At 41.3% G+C, this 18520-nt stretch carries 17 protein-coding genes; 10 read left to right on the top strand and 7 right to left on the bottom strand.

From position 1 onward, the window contains the following. Window positions 1-83: 83 nt before the first annotated feature. Both LEP1GSC194_RS00920 and LEP1GSC194_RS00925 read left to right on the top strand, forming a co-directional pair. Window positions 84-788, top strand: coding sequence for a urate hydroxylase PuuD (locus LEP1GSC194_RS00920; RefSeq protein WP_020771915.1), 705 nt, complete (start codon window positions 84-86; stop codon window positions 786-788). Window positions 789-791: 3 nt separating this feature from the next. After that, entirely contained in the window at window positions 792-1151 is a 360-nt protein-coding gene (locus tag LEP1GSC194_RS00925; RefSeq protein ID WP_020771888.1) for a c-type cytochrome, read from the top strand. A gap of 35 nt (window positions 1152-1186) precedes the next feature. On the opposite strand, the gene LEP1GSC194_RS00930 is transcribed toward LEP1GSC194_RS00925, so the two are convergent. The 3 genes from LEP1GSC194_RS00930 to LEP1GSC194_RS00940 all read right to left on the bottom strand — a co-directional run bounded on the left by LEP1GSC194_RS00930 (window position 1187) and on the right by LEP1GSC194_RS00940 (window position 5207). Then, on the bottom strand, window positions 1187-2035 hold the full coding sequence (locus LEP1GSC194_RS00930) for an inositol monophosphatase family protein (protein ID WP_020771992.1): 849 nt from the start codon (window positions 2033-2035) through the stop codon (window positions 1187-1189). 19 nt (window positions 2036-2054) lie between these two features. After that, window positions 2055-2966, bottom strand: a complete 912-nt coding sequence (locus LEP1GSC194_RS00935; RefSeq protein WP_020771785.1) for an LIC_10030 family protein — start codon at window positions 2964-2966, stop codon at window positions 2055-2057. 264 nt (window positions 2967-3230) lie between these two features. Continuing rightward, window positions 3231-5207, bottom strand: a complete 1977-nt coding sequence (locus tag LEP1GSC194_RS00940; RefSeq protein WP_020771847.1) for a beta-galactosidase — start codon at window positions 5205-5207, stop codon at window positions 3231-3233. A gap of 189 nt (window positions 5208-5396) precedes the next feature. Between LEP1GSC194_RS00940 and LEP1GSC194_RS00950 the strand changes: the two genes are divergently transcribed. The 5 genes from LEP1GSC194_RS00950 (at window position 5397) to LEP1GSC194_RS00970 (ending at window position 11387) form a co-directional block, all read left to right on the top strand. Continuing rightward, a complete protein-coding gene (locus LEP1GSC194_RS00950; RefSeq protein ID WP_020771933.1) occupies window positions 5397-6254 on the top strand; it encodes an Hsp33 family molecular chaperone HslO in 858 nt (285 codons plus the stop codon). Between the two features lie 7 nt (window positions 6255-6261). Then, window positions 6262-6831, top strand: a complete 570-nt coding sequence (gene tsaE, locus LEP1GSC194_RS00955) for a tRNA (adenosine(37)-N6)-threonylcarbamoyltransferase complex ATPase subunit type 1 TsaE (RefSeq protein ID WP_020771965.1) — start codon at window positions 6262-6264, stop codon at window positions 6829-6831. After that, the gene (tsaB, locus tag LEP1GSC194_RS00960; RefSeq protein WP_020771740.1) at window positions 6828-7508 is read left to right on the top strand and encodes a tRNA (adenosine(37)-N6)-threonylcarbamoyltransferase complex dimerization subunit type 1 TsaB; all 681 of its coding nucleotides are present in this window, start codon (window positions 6828-6830) and stop codon (window positions 7506-7508) included. The genes tsaE and tsaB overlap by 4 nt, the downstream gene beginning before the upstream one ends. A gap of 5 nt (window positions 7509-7513) precedes the next feature. Continuing rightward, the gene (locus LEP1GSC194_RS00965) at window positions 7514-9763 is read left to right on the top strand and encodes a ribonuclease R family protein (RefSeq protein WP_020771954.1); all 2250 of its coding nucleotides are present in this window, start codon (window positions 7514-7516) and stop codon (window positions 9761-9763) included. A gap of 121 nt (window positions 9764-9884) precedes the next feature. Next, window positions 9885-11387 (top strand): tetratricopeptide repeat protein, encoded by a 1503-nt coding sequence (locus tag LEP1GSC194_RS00970; protein WP_020771975.1) that lies wholly within the window; start codon window positions 9885-9887, stop codon window positions 11385-11387. 3 nt (window positions 11388-11390) lie between these two features. Here LEP1GSC194_RS00970 and LEP1GSC194_RS00975 read toward each other — a convergent pair whose 3' ends face one another. From LEP1GSC194_RS00975 to LEP1GSC194_RS00990, 4 genes are read right to left on the bottom strand one after another with little or no spacing between them, the layout of a single operon-like run. Beyond that, window positions 11391-12104: a type I 3-dehydroquinate dehydratase gene (locus tag LEP1GSC194_RS00975; RefSeq protein ID WP_020771943.1), complete on the bottom strand. Its 714-nt coding sequence runs from the start codon at window positions 12102-12104 to the stop codon at window positions 11391-11393. A 3-nt stretch (window positions 12105-12107) separates the two neighbouring features. Then, a complete protein-coding gene (locus LEP1GSC194_RS00980; protein WP_020771982.1) occupies window positions 12108-13076 on the bottom strand; it encodes a KpsF/GutQ family sugar-phosphate isomerase in 969 nt (322 codons plus the stop codon). Beyond that, window positions 13060-13599, bottom strand: a complete 540-nt coding sequence (locus LEP1GSC194_RS00985) for a UpxY family transcription antiterminator (protein WP_020771774.1) — start codon at window positions 13597-13599, stop codon at window positions 13060-13062. Before LEP1GSC194_RS00985 ends, LEP1GSC194_RS00980 begins: the two co-directional genes overlap by 17 nt. Beyond that, on the bottom strand, window positions 13583-14062 hold the full coding sequence (locus LEP1GSC194_RS00990; RefSeq protein WP_020771858.1) for an LIC_10042 family TonB-like protein: 480 nt from the start codon (window positions 14060-14062) through the stop codon (window positions 13583-13585). Before LEP1GSC194_RS00990 ends, LEP1GSC194_RS00985 begins: the two co-directional genes overlap by 17 nt. An 845-nt stretch (window positions 14063-14907) precedes the next feature. Here LEP1GSC194_RS00990 and LEP1GSC194_RS00995 point away from each other — a divergent pair. From LEP1GSC194_RS00995 to LEP1GSC194_RS01005, 3 genes are read left to right on the top strand one after another with little or no spacing between them, the layout of a single operon-like run. Then, window positions 14908-16605, top strand: a complete 1698-nt coding sequence (locus tag LEP1GSC194_RS00995; RefSeq protein WP_020771866.1) for a methyl-accepting chemotaxis protein — start codon at window positions 14908-14910, stop codon at window positions 16603-16605. Window positions 16606-16645: 40 nt separating this feature from the next. Further along, a complete protein-coding gene (locus tag LEP1GSC194_RS01000; protein WP_020771884.1) occupies window positions 16646-17524 on the top strand; it encodes a M50 family metallopeptidase in 879 nt (292 codons plus the stop codon). After that, window positions 17521-18459: a UDP-glucuronic acid decarboxylase family protein gene (locus LEP1GSC194_RS01005; protein WP_020771927.1), complete on the top strand. Its 939-nt coding sequence runs from the start codon at window positions 17521-17523 to the stop codon at window positions 18457-18459. Before LEP1GSC194_RS01000 ends, LEP1GSC194_RS01005 begins: the two co-directional genes overlap by 4 nt. Window positions 18460-18520 lie beyond the last annotated feature (61 nt).

An 18520-nucleotide genomic window follows, 5' to 3' on the forward strand; every position in this document is an offset into this window, starting at 1 on the left:
TCCCAGGATTTATTTTTAGTTCTAGTACTCCTTGTTTCTAGAGTACACGAAAATTATAATTCAATCGATGAATTGGAGGTATTATGGAAGGAATCGCCCTTTTTACAAGCCAAGGCTTGTATTTCATTTTTAAGTGGATCCATTTTCTCGCGGGCGTTGCATGGATCGGGCTTCTTTGGTACATTAACTTTGTGCAAGGTTCTTTCTTTGCCGAAACGGACGCCGATACAAAGAAAAAAGCGACTCAACAATTGGTCCCGAGAGTCCTTTGGTGGTTTCGTTGGGGTGCTATGTTTACATTCCTCAGTGGTTGGGCGATGATCATCTATGCGATCGTTAACGGTACGACTCTTTCCACAGGTCAATGGCTCGCGGTAATTCTCGGCGGAGGATTGCTGGGAACCCTAATGTGGTTTAACGTTTGGTTTGTGATCTGGCCCGCTCAAAAAGTTGTGATCGCCGTCGCAAAAGGTGAAACTACGGAAAACCCGGCGCCTCGCGCTGCAAGAGGTCTTTTGGCTTCCAGAACCAATACTCTTCTTTCCATTCCGATGTTGTTTCTGATGGGAGCTGCGAGGAATCTTCCGATTTCTTTCGAAGTAACGAGCGCCGAAGCGCATACGTTCTTAGGAGCGATTCTCGGGATCATCGCGATCGTTGAAATAAACGCGTTAACCGCAACACCGGAAAGCGTTACTTTCAAACCGATCAAAACGGTAAAAGGTGTCATCACTTCCGGGTTTGTTCTTTGTTTGATTATTTATATTCTTCTTGAGGTTCTCCTTTAATCGATGAGGACCGACAAAAATCGAGGCGGGTCCTACCGCCTCTTACTCGTTTCTATTTCCTTGATTCTCATTTTTGCAAATTGTAAAGAAGAGGAGAATCTTTCTCCGGAACAAAAATCGATTTCTCAAGGAAAGGGTTTGTATATAACGAACTGCTCCGCTTGCCACAATCAAAATCCCGCGCTGGACGGCGCCGTCGGGCCTGCGGTGAAAGGTTCTAATTTTGAGTTATTAAAAGCGAGAGTTGTAGAAGGAACTTATCCTTCGGGTTATACTCCAAAACGTACAAGCAGGATCATGACCAGACTTCCTTTAAGCGACGATCAGATTCGGAGTCTCGAGGCGTTCTTAAATTCTCCTTAATAAAAAAAGAATATTAGGGATATGGAATTTATATCCTAATTTCTTCCGATAGAATCCCGAACGTTTCTCATAATGTCCACGATCTGAGAGTGGATTTTTCCGTTTGATACGACAACTTCCGAGTTTCCGGAAAGAAAATGTTTTCCGCCGAAGTCGGTTAGTTTGCCCCCGGCTTCGGTAAGAATCACGGAGCTTGCCGAAGTGTCCCAGAGTTTGACTCCTTTTTCCCAGATGCCGTCTAGTAAACCTTCCGCGACCCAACAAGTATCCAGAACAAAAGAACCCGTCCTTCTCATGGATCTGCCGCAACTGATAAATGCTGTGATATCGGAAATGACTTCGTTTAATATTTCTTTTCTGTTTGTCGGAAAACTCGGAACAAGCATCGCGCGCGCGAGGGATTCCGTGTTGGAAACGTCGATTCTGAGTCCGTTTTTAAAAGCGCCTTGGGAGAGAATGGCCGAATACTTAGTGCCAAGACCGGGAACGAAGACGACGCCCGCAACCGGAGATTCTCTGTGTTCAAGTCCGATCGCGACGCAATAAAGGGGAATTCCTCTTACGAAGTTCATTGATCCGTCGATAGGATCCAAAACCCAGCGAAAAGAATTATTTCCTTCGTGTTTGTAGTTGTCTTCGGAAAGAATCGAGTCGGAAGGAAAATTTTGTCTCAGATATTCCACGATGAATTTTCCCATCATCTCATCGGCTTTATGAATTTGATCCTTTTCTTCCGCTTCGGTTGAAAAGGAGAAAGTTTTCAAATCTTTCTGAAGTTTCAACGCGGACTCGATAAAAATACCGGAGACGGATTGAACGGATTTGATCCTACGTTTGACTTCCTCTAACGGAAAATCAATGGGAGGGGCAAGTGGATGTTCCATGGGTTTCTCTTCAAAAAGATTACTTTCGTTTTAGGATTTTCCAAAGCATATTTCCGGAGGGTGTTATACCCCTTTCCGTTTCGAAAGAACGAAGCCAGTCGTGCAAAGGTTCCCGTTTCACTGAATCTATAGTCATGCTTTCCGGTGACAACAAAAGATCAATCAAATGCCGGAAGCTTTCAAATTGGTTGAAAATTCTTTCTTGAGAGTTTTCCAAAAATCGGGAACTGATCGTATGAAGTTCCACGTCGATCGGCTCGAAAACTTTGCCGGGTCGCCAAACTTCCTTCGTTATGTTCAAGATAGAATGAATTAAGGATATTTGTTTTGAGTAATCCACGTCGTCGAAAAGTTCGGAATACGTATGTTGGGCTTTGTTAAACGAAGAAACCGTCTCGACGTCGACCATAAATTCTGTCTCTTTATATTTCCTGGTTAAAAAATCGACCAAGACGTCCTTTTTAAATTCAAAGGATTCTAAGGGAAGAATTCTGGCTGAAAAATAGATTCTCCTTGTTCGAACCGCAGCCGTTTTTCCCTGTAAAGGTTGTGTTATGATCATCGAAGTCGGAGCTCCGCCCAAATAGGTAAGGATAAAACTTACGACAAAAACAAACCTTTTCTCTTTGTTTTCTTCCGAAGCGGGAATCTCTTTGACCAAAAAAAGCTGGTTCGAATTTTTCTTAGGTTTTGCGATCGGAAGTACGTTACATCCGCCGATCAGTTCCGGAATCAGTTGTTCCGCTTGTAAAAGAAATTCCTTGGCGGCGGAAAAATCGATTTCGTACACCGAAGTAGCCGGAAGAATGAAACTATCTTCGAATTCAAAAAATGCCGTGTGCAAATTGTCCACGAAAATGTCGTGAGGACGATTTTGGCCGGAAACGGACGCGAGAATCCGATTCAGTTCTTCGATTTGATTCAGTTCCAAAAATTCGTACCTTTCATTTTGTTAAACGACTTGGCAAATCGGTCGCGAATTTCATAGTAAAAGTGGCTCCCGACCGCTTGAAACTCAATGTTGCTCTCTATGGATCGCAACATATAATCGCTTTCGCATTTGTTATATCGAACTCACGTTAACGTAATACACGGTTTATAACAAATGCGGACGTTCAATTTTCCAGTTTAAGATTTTTATAATATAATAAAAGAAATTTTCAACGCGTTTTCTTTGAGAAATCACAGAAACGCCTCATTTCTTTTTAGGAAAAATTCTCACCTCATAAGGATCCAAAATTTTCAAACCTGCAAGACTTTTCTTTCCGGAATGGTTGATAAAGATTTCGTAATCTTGTTTTCTACCGGTTCGGAAAATCTTTTCCACGTTCGGCCCGTAGAAAGTAAACGGAAGTTTGAGATCTTTTAAAATACGACGATACAGAAGCACAAGACTTAAGGGCTCCAAGGAAGCGCCCACGTAAACGACTTTTCCCTTATGATAGGAGTTTGCCGTGATTACGGGCGATCCTTTATAGAATTTTTTTCTATCCGTATAACGAGCCCAAACCTTCGCCGTTGTCGGTTCCAGAATTTCGCAGATTTTGGAACAGGTTCCGGAAAAAAAACGAAATCGAAATTTGACCCTTTGATTTCCCACGGCTTCGAACTTTCGAACCTTAACCCCGGCCATTTCCGCAAACGGCCCCGGAATTTGAGAATCGTACATCCAACCGTTCAAATCCTTAGCCCCGGTCCTAAAACCCAAAACCAAAACGCCGCCTTCCCTTACGAATTGTTCCAATCGCTTAAAAACGTCGTCCGCGACCATCGTGTACATCGGTAATATTATTATTTTGTAATTTTTAAAATCGATCTTAGAAGCAGGACGGAAATGAGTGTTGACATTCAATACGTTCATTCCCGAAAACCAGGTCGCCATTTCTATATCGTATCCCAACTGAGACCAAGGAACGGGCGAAAATTTCAAACCCGTTGAGATCGGTTGGTGTTTCCAGTTTCTTGCGTTTTCTATATCGTGAACGACCGCGACCGAAGCCGGAAATAATTCTTCCGTAAAGTCTTCCGCGTGTTCCGCGATTTCTTGAATTCCTTTTTGTAATTCGAAATAACGATCCGTTTTTTCCTTATCGTGATCTAAAATTCCGTAGCAGAGTTGTTCCTGCCCGAAACGAGCGGTTCTGTATCTGAAAAAATAAATCGCATTCGAACCGTGAACGATGGAATGTTTCATCCAAAGTTTGGTTTGTCCGGGGGCGGGAAGATAACCGAGCAAATCGTGTCCTTGAAAACCGGAAATTTGCTCCATCACGGTAAAAGGAAGATTCTTCAGACCTCGATTGTATTGTTGCATCGCCGATATAAACGGATGCGGAAACGGAGCTTCTTGTTCTCCCCATGTAGGATAGTTATCCCAAGAAATGTAATCGAGATACGTAGCCAACTCGGCCATGTCGATAATCGGTAAAAAGGGAGAAGGATAAAGGTTCGTGGTCAGAGGTCTTCCGACGGAAAACTTTCTGAGGATTTGAGTCTGAAGTTTTACGAAGTCAATGATCGTATCGGAATGAAATCGATAGAAATCTTGAATGAGAGAAGGATGAAAGTTACTCGCAACGCGGCGACCCGGAACCGGAATTTCTTCAAAGGAGTTGTATAACATTCCCCAGAAAACGTTTCCCCAAGTTTCGTTTAAGTTTTGGATCGTTTTGTATTTGTTCTTCAACCAAACTCGGAAGGCTTTTAAAGAAGTTTCCGAATGATCGATATCGGAACCTTCGTGACCGATTTCGTTATCGATCTGCCAACCGATAACCACCGGATGATTTCCGAAATTTTTCGCCATTGCGGTTACGATCTTTACGACCGCTTTCTTGTAATTGGGAGAAGAGAAACACGCTTGTCTTCTTGTTCCGATCGTTCTTTGAATTCCGTCTCGTTCTTGGATTATGTCTGGAAATTTTTTAGCGAGCCAAGGAGGAAAGGTCGCCGTCGGAGTTCCCAGGATCGCGGTCATTCCGTTCTTTTCGATCAAGTCGAGAATATGATCGAAAAAAGAAAAATCGTATTTTCCTTCCTTGGGTTCCATCATCGCCCAAGCGAACTCCGCGAGACGAACGGAGCTTAAACCCATCGCTTTCATGATGGAAATATCTTCTTCCCAATCTTTTTTGGTCCATTGTTCCGGATAATAATCGGCTCCGAATATCATTCCACTCTCCCTTTCGTTTCGAAAGAGATATCATCGAAGGGCGAATCTGAAAAGAAAGAAAACCGTCTCTGTGGGTTGTCTAAAAGAAAAAATACTGTCTTTTCTCGAAAAGTCTGAGACGATACGTATGACGTAAACTGCAATACATACGCAACCTCGAAACTCTCATTTCTCGCCCAAAAGGATTCCATGCAGAACCAGGATTCATTGATATACGGAATTTTACCGGATGTTCATTTCCGATATTCCGTCGCTGAAATTTCATACTCCGTTACCGCGGCTTCAAACTTGCATAACTTGGACGACCCGAATACGGAACTCCTCGCAAGAACGATGATCGGCGCTTTTTTTTTAGCGGATCAAATCAAGGAAGATACCAAGGTCAGTTTGCAGATTCAGTTTAACGAAGATTCTTTCATACATTCGGTGCTTGCTTACAGCGATCGACAAGGAAGAATGAAGGCCGTTCTCAGGGAAAGACCCGAAGAAGACGTGGAACCCGGTAAAACGATGGAAGATTATGCCGGAGTACTGAAAGTCTTTCGCTGGAAGGACGGGGCTTGTATCTATCAATCCGTGGTTCCCTATTTGAATAAAAGTTTCGAGGAAAATTTTCAGAATTATCTGAACAGCTCCGAACAGATCACATGTTTCGTGACTCTCTATATTCAAAAGAACGGTTTCCACTGGGATGTGCGCGGAATTCTCTTACAATCCCTGCCGGAAGCAAAGGAAGAGCACATTCAAAAAGCGGCAAGTCTTTCCGAACAAATCAACACAAAGGTAAATGAGTTCTTAGGGAAGAACGTTTATAATTGTTTGAATAAAATCGGAGAGGAGACTCGTTCCGCGGTTCAAATTTTGGAAGAAGGCCAACCGGAATTTCGCTGCGACTGCTCGGAAAATAAAATCAGAGAACTGATTCAAACGTTGGGAAAAGAAGAAGCAATGCAGATCGTGGACGAAGTCGGAATGATCGAAGTGACTTGCGAATTCTGCACTTCGATTTACCGTTTTGAAAAAGAAAAGGTAAGCGAATTATTTTGAGGAAGAATTGGAACTCGAATTTCAGAATCTGAAACTGGAAGAATTGGACAAACCCGCCGAATTTCTCGCGCCTTTGATCGTTTCCTCTTTGGAGCGGAACCTTCATCCCGTTTTTTTATTTACGGGTTCCATGGGAGCCGGTAAGACAACTTTTACATTCAGACTGGTGAAACGGATTTCGCCGGGTGCAAACGTCAATTCTCCCACTTACACGCTTGTAAACGAATATCCGATTCCATTCGATCTAAATCAAAACTCCTCGGCGCAAAATTATTTCCGCGATAAAAAATCCGATTCGGAAAAACGTAAGATTTATCATTTCGATCTTCATCGATTGAAATCTCCGATCGAGTTGGAGGATCTCGGTTTCGAGGAAATTTGGGGAAAGGCCGGAGTTTCCATTATAGAATGGTGGCAAATTGCGGAAGAGGATTTGGAGATATTACCGTTAAAGATCGAAGTGAAGTTTAAAATCGTTTCAGAATATGAAAGAAATATTATAATCAAAAGTACTGATGTAGAAAATTTTCCAGAGCTGAAAAACTTGTGGAAAAAATCGGAAGGAAATCCGGTATGAAGAGGATTTTATTCTTCGATGCGACAAATCAATGGATTCTGGTGGAATCCTTCCATCTAAACCAAGACGGAGAATTGGAAACAGTCGCTTCGTATTCCGGAATTCATCCTAGGGAGTCCTCTAAACTTCTGATCCAAGAATTACAAAACGTTTTAAAAAAATCGAATTGGAAAACTCCCGATTTGATCGGTTGCGCGCTCGGTCCCGGATCTTTTACCGGACTTAGAATCGCGGTCGCAACCGCGAGGAATCTATCGCAACTTTGGAAAATTCCCGCGATCGGATTCGACAGTTTGAACGTTTATTCCTCGTTTTATCATCAAGAAGTCGGCGATCCGGTAATCGTAGGGATTGAAGCCAGACAGAAAAAAATTTATTTCGGAATGGAAGATACGAGAGGATTTTTCGGGTCTATTGACGTAAAGCCGGACGACATCCCGGATAAAATTCCGGAAGATCGTTTACAAGCGTTCCTAACGTCCCAAAAGTTTTCGGACAATCCGGAGTTTTTTTCGGGAAATTTCATCTTGGAAAATCTACCTTCCGCATCGGCGATTTTGAATCGAAATGCCGATTTGATTTTGGAAGCTCTGGAATTTCCGAATCGATTTCCGTATTGGAAACTCGCGCCGAATTACGTGCGGGGAACCTACGTCGACGATAAGTCAACGGTTTAGCAATTATGAATATAAAGAAAAAACAAACAAAACAAAATACAAAAAAGAAAACCTTCGGCAAATCCGATAGGACCAAACAAGATCGGAACTCCGGTAGATCGGAAGGATTCCGGGAAAACGAAGTCGGAAAAAAAATTCTCAAATACCTTCAGTCGCGAGCCGGTTCCGTAATTCAATTAAAGGATCTAAACGCGAAAATTCTCAGGGAAGAAAATCAAAATTCCTACGGTAAAAAAAGGGAAAAATGGCAGATTCAAGAAAAGGAAAGGGAAATTTCCGAAACATTACAAATTCTTGAAACGGAAGGATTAATCGAATTAGAAAAGAAGAATATAATCGTCAACCCGAATCAAAAACTTCAAGGAACGATTTCCATCAGCAAACGAGGGGACGGTTTCGTAAAACTTTCTTCCGGAATGGAAATATTCGTTCCCGGTCAATACACACAATCGGCGATTCAAGGGGATCTTGTAGAAGTTCAGCCTTACGGAATCGGAAAAAAAGGAAGGCTGGAAGGCGAAGTTACGGAGATCCTCAGACGAGGACGCGATCTTTACAGAATGATTATCACCGAAAAAGATCCTAAATTCATTTTCGGAAAATTCTTGGACATAGACGGCGAAGAGAAAGAGGGGTATCTTCTTCGTAAAACCATTCTTATCGATCTTCAAGACGAAATCAAATCCGGAGACGTTCTGATCGTAAAACTCAAAGAAGAAACGGAACAGGAAAGAAATCTCTATGAAGTTCAGTTTCTACGTTTCGAGTCGGATACAAAAGAAGACTTGGATCTGATGCGAATGTTGATGAAATACAATTACAGCATTGTATATCCTGAAAACATAATGTTGGATCTTCCTGAAGAAGTGGACGAAAATACGACGGATGATTGGGGCTCTCGTGCGGATCTTCGAAACTTAAAGTGTATCACGATCGACGGCGAATATTCCAAAGACTTTGATGACGCGATCAGCTTTGTGGAGGAAAAAAACCGAATCCGTTTTTACGTTCATATCGCGGACGTTTCTCATTATGTCCGACCGGGAACCGAACTCGACGCGGAAGCTTACAATCGCGCCACTTCCGTTTATTTAGGGAGCAGAGTCGTTCCCATGTTGCCCCCCGAGTTGTCCGAAAATCTCTGTTCCTTGGTCGCGGGAAAAAATCGTCTGGCTTTTACGGTGGAAATGGAAGCCGATTGGAAAGGAAAAATCACTCACGCTAAATATTATAAAAGTATAATTAAGGTTGCGGAAAGATACACTTATAATCGGGCGGAATCCGAAATTCTTTCCGGAGATTCTAAAAATTGGATTTTTAGAATGAACGAATTTGCCAAGGCGCTTCGAGCCAAACGGATCGAAGACGGAAGGGTTGATTTGAATCTGAAGGAGAACAAGGTCGTTACCGACTCCGAACACAACGTAATCGAAATCGCCGTTCAAGATCGGCTTCAAGCGCACATTCTTATCGAAGAATTTATGCTCTCCGCGAATATTAAGGTTGCTGAATATATTCGTAAGAAAAAACACCCGACCTTGTATCGAGTTCACGAACCTATGAACGAGGAAAAACTCGAATCTCTGAACGCCTTCTTGCAACTCAACGGAATCAAAATCTCTTTGAAGGACTCGAGTTACAAAGCGATTCGAGGAGTTTTGAAAGAATTGGAAGGCAAACCCGCCGAGAGGTTGTTCAACATGTTTTTGCTGAGAACCTTTATGCAGGCTTATTATTCCGGGGAACATCTCGGACATTGGGGTTTGGGATTCGAGGATTATTGTCATTTTACTTCTCCGATTCGAAGATATCCGGATCTTGTTTGTCATCGGGTTTTACAAAACATTCTACTGAGCAAAAAGTCCCTTTATACTTCCGAGGAGATCGTTACTTCGGGTTTGCATTGTTCCCATCAGGAGCGAAAGGCGAGTGACGCGGAACGCGATTATTATAAACTCAAGGCGTGTCGTTATTTGGAAAAAACGGGTATTAAAGAATTTTCCGCAACGATTACGGGTTGCAAACCGTATCTGATTTTTGTGGATCTGGAGAATCCGGCTGTGGACGCTTGTTTACTTTCTTCCGAATTTACGGATGAAGGGGAAATTCGATTGGAAACGGACTTTTCCTTTTATTCAAAGAAGTATTCTAAGATTTACACACTGGGGGATAAGATCGAAGTGGAACTCGATCGAATTGATTACGAGGAAATTAGGATCTTTATTAAAATGAAAAAATTCCAGAAGAAAGTATAGACTTCGATTTTTGAAATCCGGTCGTCGAAAGACAAAAAATTAGGAAATTTATTATAAACCGATTGGAAGAGAGATTGCAAATTCACTTTTAAAAAAGACTTCCTTTCGGATATTTGGTTCTATGGCCTTTCGAATTTTATTTATTTCGATTCTTTTGTGTTCTTTCGCAACTTCGTTATACGCGGATTTGAAGGAAGGTAAGAAGGCTTACGCGAGAAAGGACTTTTCCAAAGCCATGGATGAGTTCCAGAAGTTCAACGATTCCAATCCGTCTTCCGGAGAAGCGTGGATGTATATGGGTTACATCTACGAATACAGAAGAGATTATCCGAAATCCATTCAAAGTTTTAAAAAAGCGGTCGGTCTTAGTTTACCGAAAAAAGACTTAATCAATTGTTATCAAAAAATCATTCTCTACTTTAACTATCAAAGAGATTATCACGAAGTAATTTCTTATTCCAATCGCCTTTTGAGGATCGATCCGGATCTGACTCATATTCAAAAAATAAGAACCACCGCAGAAGAGCGGCTTTCCTCCGGTCACGTTGTGCATCATCGCCCCAAAAAACATACCGAAGAACCGGAAACGAGCGGACCGAATACGGAAGAAGACTATCTTAAAATTCTTAAAAAAGATCCCGACGATGTTTCCGCACGTTGGAATCTTTCTCTCGTTTATGCAAACCATAAAAAATTTCAACAATCGGAAACTCTTTTAGAAAGGCTCGTAAAGGACTTTCCGGAAAAACACGACTATCTTTACAAGTACGGCGTAATTCTCATTCGACTTGAAAAATATTCCGAAGCGCTCCGGGTTTTGGATAAACTCGAAGATAAAATCGGAACGAGCAGCCCTAAGATGTTATATTACGCAAACTTAAATCAAGCGGTTGCCTATCATAAAATGAAACGTTACGAGGATGCCGCTAAATATTATAGAAAATCCTACGCGGCAAACGCCACCGTTCAACCTTTGATCGGATTGACGAAACTCAAGTACGAAGTTAAGGATTGCGAAAATTCGATCAAAACCGCAGAGAGGGCGCTTGAATTCGGCGAAAGATCGCACGAGATTCGAATGTATTTGGCCCTTTGTAAAATTCAAAATAAGGAAGAAAACGAAGGATATACGATATTAAAGGAAATCGCTTCCAAACTCGAAAAGGAAAATCCTGAGTTCAAAAATCTTCCCGACGTTTACAACGACGGAATCCTGAAATTAGCCCGCTATTATACAAATCACGGAGAATATGAAAAGGCTCTCCGCTACTTTCATTCCGTTCAATCTTCCGAGGAAGAAGAAAGAGAATATCGTTTTTATCTAGGTAAGGCTTATTATTATACCGAAAAAACCGATCAAGCGATTTTACTTTTGGAAAAAGTAAGCGGTTCTTCGGGAGCTTATTATCTATTAGCAAAATGTTATGCGAATAAGGACGACCTTGAAAAAACCATGGAATACATTCGAAAAGCTGCAAATATAAAACCCGCGATTTGGGCGACAGCGAACGAGGAAAAAGAATTCGATCGATTTAAGGAAAAATCTTCCTTTAAGATCTTTTTAGAGGCCAAAGGTTCCGATAAGGAAAAAAATCAGGATTCCCGGACTTCGGATAAAATCTGAGTTTTATTCTTGGATATTTCTCAATCGAATTAAGGAATTCAAATCCACTTGACCCGGGGCTTTGGGTGCGTTCAAACAGCAATAAGTAAAAAGAGAACCGAAAGATTCCGGAAAGACTCTCGAAATCACTCCCATCGGCCCCATACAAATTCCCGTCGAGAATACATTCAATTTTTTGCATTCATTTGCGATCTTTCGAAAAGAGGAAAGAAACTCGGTAAGTTCGACGACGGAATTCGGATATACGGCAAATTTATAAATCAACGGAAGATCCGCTTCGTATTTTTTCTTTCCGTCCAGATAAGGATCTTTAAAAATCCAATCCCTCATTTCCGGCTCCGATAAAATTCCGTCGAACTTATGAACGGATCGTACGAGACCGAAACCGTTATTTGAATGTGTTTCAAAAAGATCGTTGGGACGATTCAATTCCAGATCTAGATAATGATCTTTCGGATCGATTTTAGATACTACATGATGGAAATTGAATTCGTTTTCATTTACGGATCCGGCCTGATCCGTATCTCCGGGTTGTCTGTAAGTAAAAATACATTTAGCGCCCAATTCTTCGACTTTATCTACGAGTTTTTGTCCGACGTTTTCCGGAGAAAATAAGTCGAGGCGGATCTCGATCCAATCGCAGGCAGGATGTTTTTTGAGAGAGAAAAATTCGTTCTCACTTACCGTAAGAACTATTTTAAATTCTCGAACGCCCATAAATCAAAGTCCTCTTTGTAAAAGATCGTGAATGGAAACGATTCCGATTAATTTTTCCGATTGGTCGACGATCGGCGCAACGGAAATCGGACTCGGCCTTGACTCCATTTGTTTTAAAACGTCGTAAGCGCTCGATCCGGATTGGAACATAGTCGGATTCGGATTCATCAATTGTTGCGCAGAAATGGAAGAGTCCAGTTTGCCCTCTTTCAACTTTTTACGAATGTCAAAGTCGGTAATGATTCCCAAAAGTTTTCCCGCCGAATCCGTGACTCCCGTGGCGCCTTGTCTTTTTACGGTAATCTCCGTAAGTATGTTTTCTAGTTTTGTATCCGGCGATACTTTTGCAAGGTCCTTATCCTTACGCATCACGTCGTCGATCTTCAAGCTCAGACGTTTTCCTAGACGCCCAGCAGGATGATAAAGGGCAAAATTCTCCTTTTTGAAATCTTTCAACTCCATCAAACACATGGCGATCGCATCTCCCAAAATCAATGCGATCGTTGTGCTGGAAGTAGGCGCCAATTCAAGAGGACAAGCCTCTTTTAAAACGGGAGTTATTAAAACGACGTCGGATTCTTTTGCGAGTTTGGATTCAACATTAGCCGTCATCGAAATCAATTTTGCGCCTATATTTTTGATCGTTGGGATTAGGTTCAACAATTCCTCGCTTTCGCCCGATTTGCCGATCGCGATGACGACGTCTTCTCTTGAAATGATACCAGCGTCTCCATGAGCCGCATCGGCAGGATGTAAAAAAACGGACGGTGTTCCCGTGGAAGACAATGTGGAAGAGATTTTTTTGCCGACGTTCCCGGATTTACCGACGCCGGTTACGATCAGTTTTCCCTTGGATTGAAGAATCAGTTCGATCGCTTCTTTGATCGACGGATCTAAGTTTTTTCTGAAATGAAGAATGGATTCTATTTCCGTATCGATTGCCTTTTCTATCTTTTCAAAAATTGGGTCCAAGATTTTCCTCCAGTTTCAACGTTTTTACATCCAGAGTCACCGAAGTCACTAAATTCATTCCGGGAAATTTAACGATGATTTGTTCCTCGTTTTTTCTTTGGATAATTTCGGCTTTAAATCCGGCAAACGGCCCTTCTTGAATGAGAACCTTTTTACCCGGAAGCAATCTTTCCTGAATTTCAATCTGAATTTTATCCGGATACGTTTCTAAAAAGATTCGTACTAAATCGAGATCTTCATCGGGAATTATATAGGGTTTTCCCGCGTAGAATACGAAGTGATGCGCTCCGGGTAATTGTAAAATTTTGACTCGATCCTTAAAGAATGAAATTTTTACGAAGATGTAAGAGGGATACATCGGTTCTTCGACGATCTTCCAACGATCGGACCACTTTTTCTTTTTAGAAATCAAAGGGAGAAAACATTCCACCTTTCTTTCTTGAAATAATCGTTTGAGTTTCTTTTCGGCTCTAGGATTGGTATAAAGAGCGTACCATTCGTTGACTTCAGAATTCTCTATCATATACTTTAAAGGAAACCGGAATGATCAGGTTTGTTCCCTCTTTAAGATCGAATTTCCAAGTTCTCAAGGCCCTATTGAATTCGACTTCGAAGATCGAATATTTGCAAGGTTGAAGAGTTCTGAAAATTTCGCCCTTGCCGTCAGATTTTATCTTCACTTCCCAAGAACAATCCGATTCCAGTCTTTGATCGAGAGCGCCTTGGGGAAAGTGAATTTCGTTCTTAAATTTTTCGATTTCCTTTTTTAAAGTTCCCTCGTTATTTGCGTTTTCGGACATAAAGGATTTTGAATTTTCACCCGAACCTTCCTGCAAAAAATTCAGTGTTACGTTCGGAATGGATCCTTTTTTAAGATGAATTTTTAAATCTGCAATTTGTGGAAATCTAAAGAAAGTTGTAGAGAAAAAAAGAAATATTAAAATATGAAGGCAGCCGGAAATAAAAAATGAAAGCCGAATACTCATAGACCCATCCTTTTTACATCGATTACGAGTGCAATAGATACCTAAGAAAAGTTGTTCAAGGTTCAAGTTTTCTATTCTAAAGAACTCAAAACCGGGACGAGTTTTGATATGAATTTTCACATTTTGTTAACTCAAGTTCGGAATTTTTTATCCTATCGATTGTTGGGGTTCCCGTGTTTCCAGTGGCGAACGTCTGGGAATTTATAAGGATTTTAACATACGATAAAACGCAAGTATTCCGGCGGGTTTATCTTCGATCCAAATAACTTGTGAAGTTATTTATGGGGTTAGGATGTCAATGTAAGATTCTAAAACATAGGGACTGATTTCTTTCGTAAAAACTCATACATTTCATATTCAAAATCTAAAATCAAACTTTCGAGACATTCGTCAAGAACCCGATATTTCGGAACGGATTCATAATAGAGTTGTTGAAAAATTCAATAGTCGCGATTAACAAAACTGCTTCAATCATCCATTTCAATGAAACAGAAACAAATGGAGAATTAATTTTTCAACAACTCTAATGCTTAAGTATCAAGATTTCTCCTTGAAACACCGAACAAAATTTTACAGTTTTTCAAAAATCGAATTTTCCATTACGAATGGGCAAGGCAAGTCCGTAAACTTAAATCGTTGCGTTTTTTGTTTTATAACCGAAAGCGATCAGTTCTTTGAATGAAGATAAAAATACGGTGAGTCAACATCATTATATTCAATTTTAATTGATTGTCTCAAACAGAGTTTCGGCTTGCCCGAATGATCGTCCGATGTTCCTTTCTACCGGATCGTTATATGAAATTCTTCTTTAAACTACTTGGCGTTTATTTTTGATGTAACGCATAATGAGAAAAAACCTCCCGATTACAAATCAAGAAATAGAAATACCCTTCAACGCGGTTCTGATTTCACGTACGGATAGGAAAGGGAAGATTTCGTATGTAAGCCAGGATTTTGCCGATATAAGCGGCTTTTCCGAAAACGAAATGTTAGGTGAAGCTCACAATCTTATCCGTCACCCGGACGTTCCGCCGGAGATTTTCCGAGAGATGTGGGAAACGATTCAAAGCGGAAATCCTTGGAGCGGAATCGTAAAAAACCGAGCTAAATCGGGAGGTTACTATTGGGTGGATGCGACCATTACTCCGGTGATGAGCGAAGGAAACGTTTCCGGTTATATGTCCGTTCGAAAAAAAGCGACCGAAGGACAAATCGAAAGGGCGAAAATACTTTTTGACGAACTGCAAAATACGAGATCGTTCGCCTGGAAATTGAAAACAAACATTCGAGCGTTTTTCAAAAAGTTGGGACTTTCCGGAAAGATCATCGTTTCCGCTTTACTCGTTTTTGTTCCTTTGTTATTCGCAAACTTCCGATGGGTTCAAAATGGATTGATTCTTCTACCGGTTATAGGAGTTATTTGCGGAACGATCGGGATTCTTTTTTTGATAAAGACGATTCTGAATTATCGAAAAGAGATTCGAGAGATCATTTCGATTCAGAAAGAGATCGTAACCGGAAATTTTCTCATAGAAATTCCCGAAAGAAGAGGGAGTTCCGAAATCTTCGAGATTCATTCCGGTCTTCGTGTGCTTGTAATCAGCATTTGGGGATTATTGGTTCAGATCAAAGAAAATTTTGAAAAGAACCAGGAACTTTATCAATATCTTTCTCAAACAACCGAACAATTTCAATCGAGAACCCACACTCAAGCCGCTTCCGTGGAAGAGACGGCTTCCGCTTCGCAAGAATTATCCTCCACTTTGGATGAGATCGTAAAATCGATTCATTTACAGTCGTCAAGTTTGACGGCGGTCAACGACGGAATCGGAAAAGTGAACGAGTCGATTCAAAACGTATCTAAGTCGATGGACGGTCTTTCTTCCCAAACTTCTTCCGTAAAACAAAAGGCTTCGCAAAGCGAGGAGACGTTCGGAAAAGCGATTCTTGCTATGGATGAAATCAAAGAATATTCGAACGGAATTTCAAAGATCATCGGAATCATTACTTCTATTTCGGAAAAAACGAATCTACTTGCATTAAACGCATCCATTGAATCGGCGAGAGCGGGCGAGGCGGGAAAAGGTTTTAGTGTGGTCGCTGAAGAGATTTCAAAATTGGCGGATCAAACTCGAAACTCGATCAAAGACATAGTCAACCTGATCGACAATACGACAAAAGCGGTCGGCTTGGGAGCGGAGAAATTCCAAGAATCCTTATCCATCGTAAAAGAACTTACGGATTATATCGGCGAAGTAAACTCCTCGGCTACGATCGTAACGGCGTCCTTATTCGCTCAAGCGGAGAAGTTAAGCGAAATCAGAAAGAATACGGATCAAGTCAATCAACTCGGTGAAACGGTGAGCGAATCTTCCGGGTTTCAAAAAACGGCCTCCGATGAAATTTCTTTATCGATGCAAAACATCGCCGATAGCTCCGAATCGATCGCCAGATCTTCGGAAGAAATAAAACAACTCGTGGATGAATCCGTTCTCAAAGCGGCGAGGTTATATGAAATCTTGCGGCATTTTAGGACTTCTTAAATTCTCGCGGAAATAAAAAAATGTGCCGATAACTAAATCGATGGGGAATCGATTTCTCAGGCTGACGATTTTTATTTCCATAGCGATCACGCTTTTTTCTTTTTGGGATCATCATCTTGTAGGTTATCTAAAGGATTTTATCGTTTTCATTCATGAGATCGGTCACGCGGTCGCGGCCTTATTGACGGGCGGCTCCGTTCATGCGATCGAACTCCACGGAAACGAATCCGGAGAAACTATCGCAATTCCCAATTCGGGAACCGGTTCTTTTATCTTTGTAGTTTCGGCCGGTTACTTGGGATCTTGTTTGATCGGCGGTTTTTTATTGAATCGCGGTTTTTCGGGAAAGATGATACGCCCGACTTTGATTTCTTTCGGAGCGATTCTTTTACTCATGACGATTTCCTATTCCAAGCCGGGAAACCTTGCCCAATATACGGGAATTCTTTGGGGTTTGGGATTTGTGTTACTTGGGTTTTTCGATTTAAAATTCAATCGGTTCGTTCTCGTTTTTATCGGAACGAGTATCACACTTTATAGTTTATACGATCTTTTGGACTTTACGGGAAACATCGCATATACCGATGCGGGGATCATGGCAACGTGGATTACGGGAGCGAATCCTACGCAAGGAATTCCGAAATCGGTAATCGTGTTGGGATATTTGATTGCCCTCCTTTGGTCTTTTTTTAGCTTATCCATCATATTCGTATCGGTTAAAAAAGTTTTCCAATCGGGAATTCCGGAACAAGAACGATTGCAAGAAGAAGACTTTTTCCAATTGCCGGAGAACGGAAATATGGAAGCGCCGTTTCCGGGAGAAGTTACTCCGGAAGTTATGGAATGGTTTTTCAGTAAGGGGCTCGACTTAAACGGAAAACCGTTGCCTGCGGAATTTTTAGAAAAAGAAGAATCATGAATAAACAAAGAATATTGATTACGGGCGGCGCCGGATTTATCGGCTCTCATTTATGCGAAAGGCTTTTGAAAGAAGGCAACGAGGTTATCTGTTTAGATAATTTGCATACGGGAAGAAAAAAGAACATTCAAAAACTTTTAAATGATCCTAAGTTCGAATTTATCAGACACGATATAACGGATCCTATCAAACTGGAAGTGGATCAAATCTATAACATGGCTTGTCCGGCAAGTCCGGTTCATTATCAATCCAATGCGATCAAAACGATCAAAACAAACGTATTAGGAATGATGAATATGCTTGGACTTGCAAAAAGAGTGAAAGCGAGGATTCTCCAAGCGTCGACCAGTGAAGTTTACGGAAATCCTTTGGAACATCCCCAAAAAGAAACGTATTGGGGAAACGTAAACCCGATCGGAATCAGAAGTTGTTATGACGAAGGGAAACGAGTGGCTGAAACTCTTTGTTTCGATTATCAGAGAAATCATAAAGTCGATATTCGTGTGATCCGAATTTTCAACACTTACGGACCGAGAATGCTTCCGGACGATGGAAGAGTGGTTAGCAACTTCATCGTACAAGCTCTTAAAAAAGAGGACATAACATTGTACGGAGAAGGAGATCAAACCCGTTCTTTCTGTTACGTCGATGATTTGGTTGACGGGATTATTCGTATGATGAACGTCGAAAATTTTAACGGCCCTGTCAATCTTGGAAACGACGGAGAGTTTACCGTTCGCGAATTGGCCGAGTTGGTTTTAAAAGAAACGGGCTCTTCATCCAAAATCATTCACAAACCTCTGCCTCAGGACGATCCCGCTCGTAGAAAGCCAGACTTAACTATCGCTAAACAAAGATTAGGATTCGAGCCGAAGGTTCCTCTTGTGGAAGGAATTCGGAAAACCATCGAATACTTTAAAAATAACTTGGATTAAATTTACGCGAAGAAATTCTGGACGTACTCTAACGAACGCGTCCGGAAACACGCATCTATTT

Source organism: Leptospira alstonii serovar Sichuan str. 79601, from assembly GCF_000347175.1.
Classification (GTDB): Bacteria; Spirochaetota; Leptospiria; order Leptospirales; family Leptospiraceae; genus Leptospira; species Leptospira alstonii.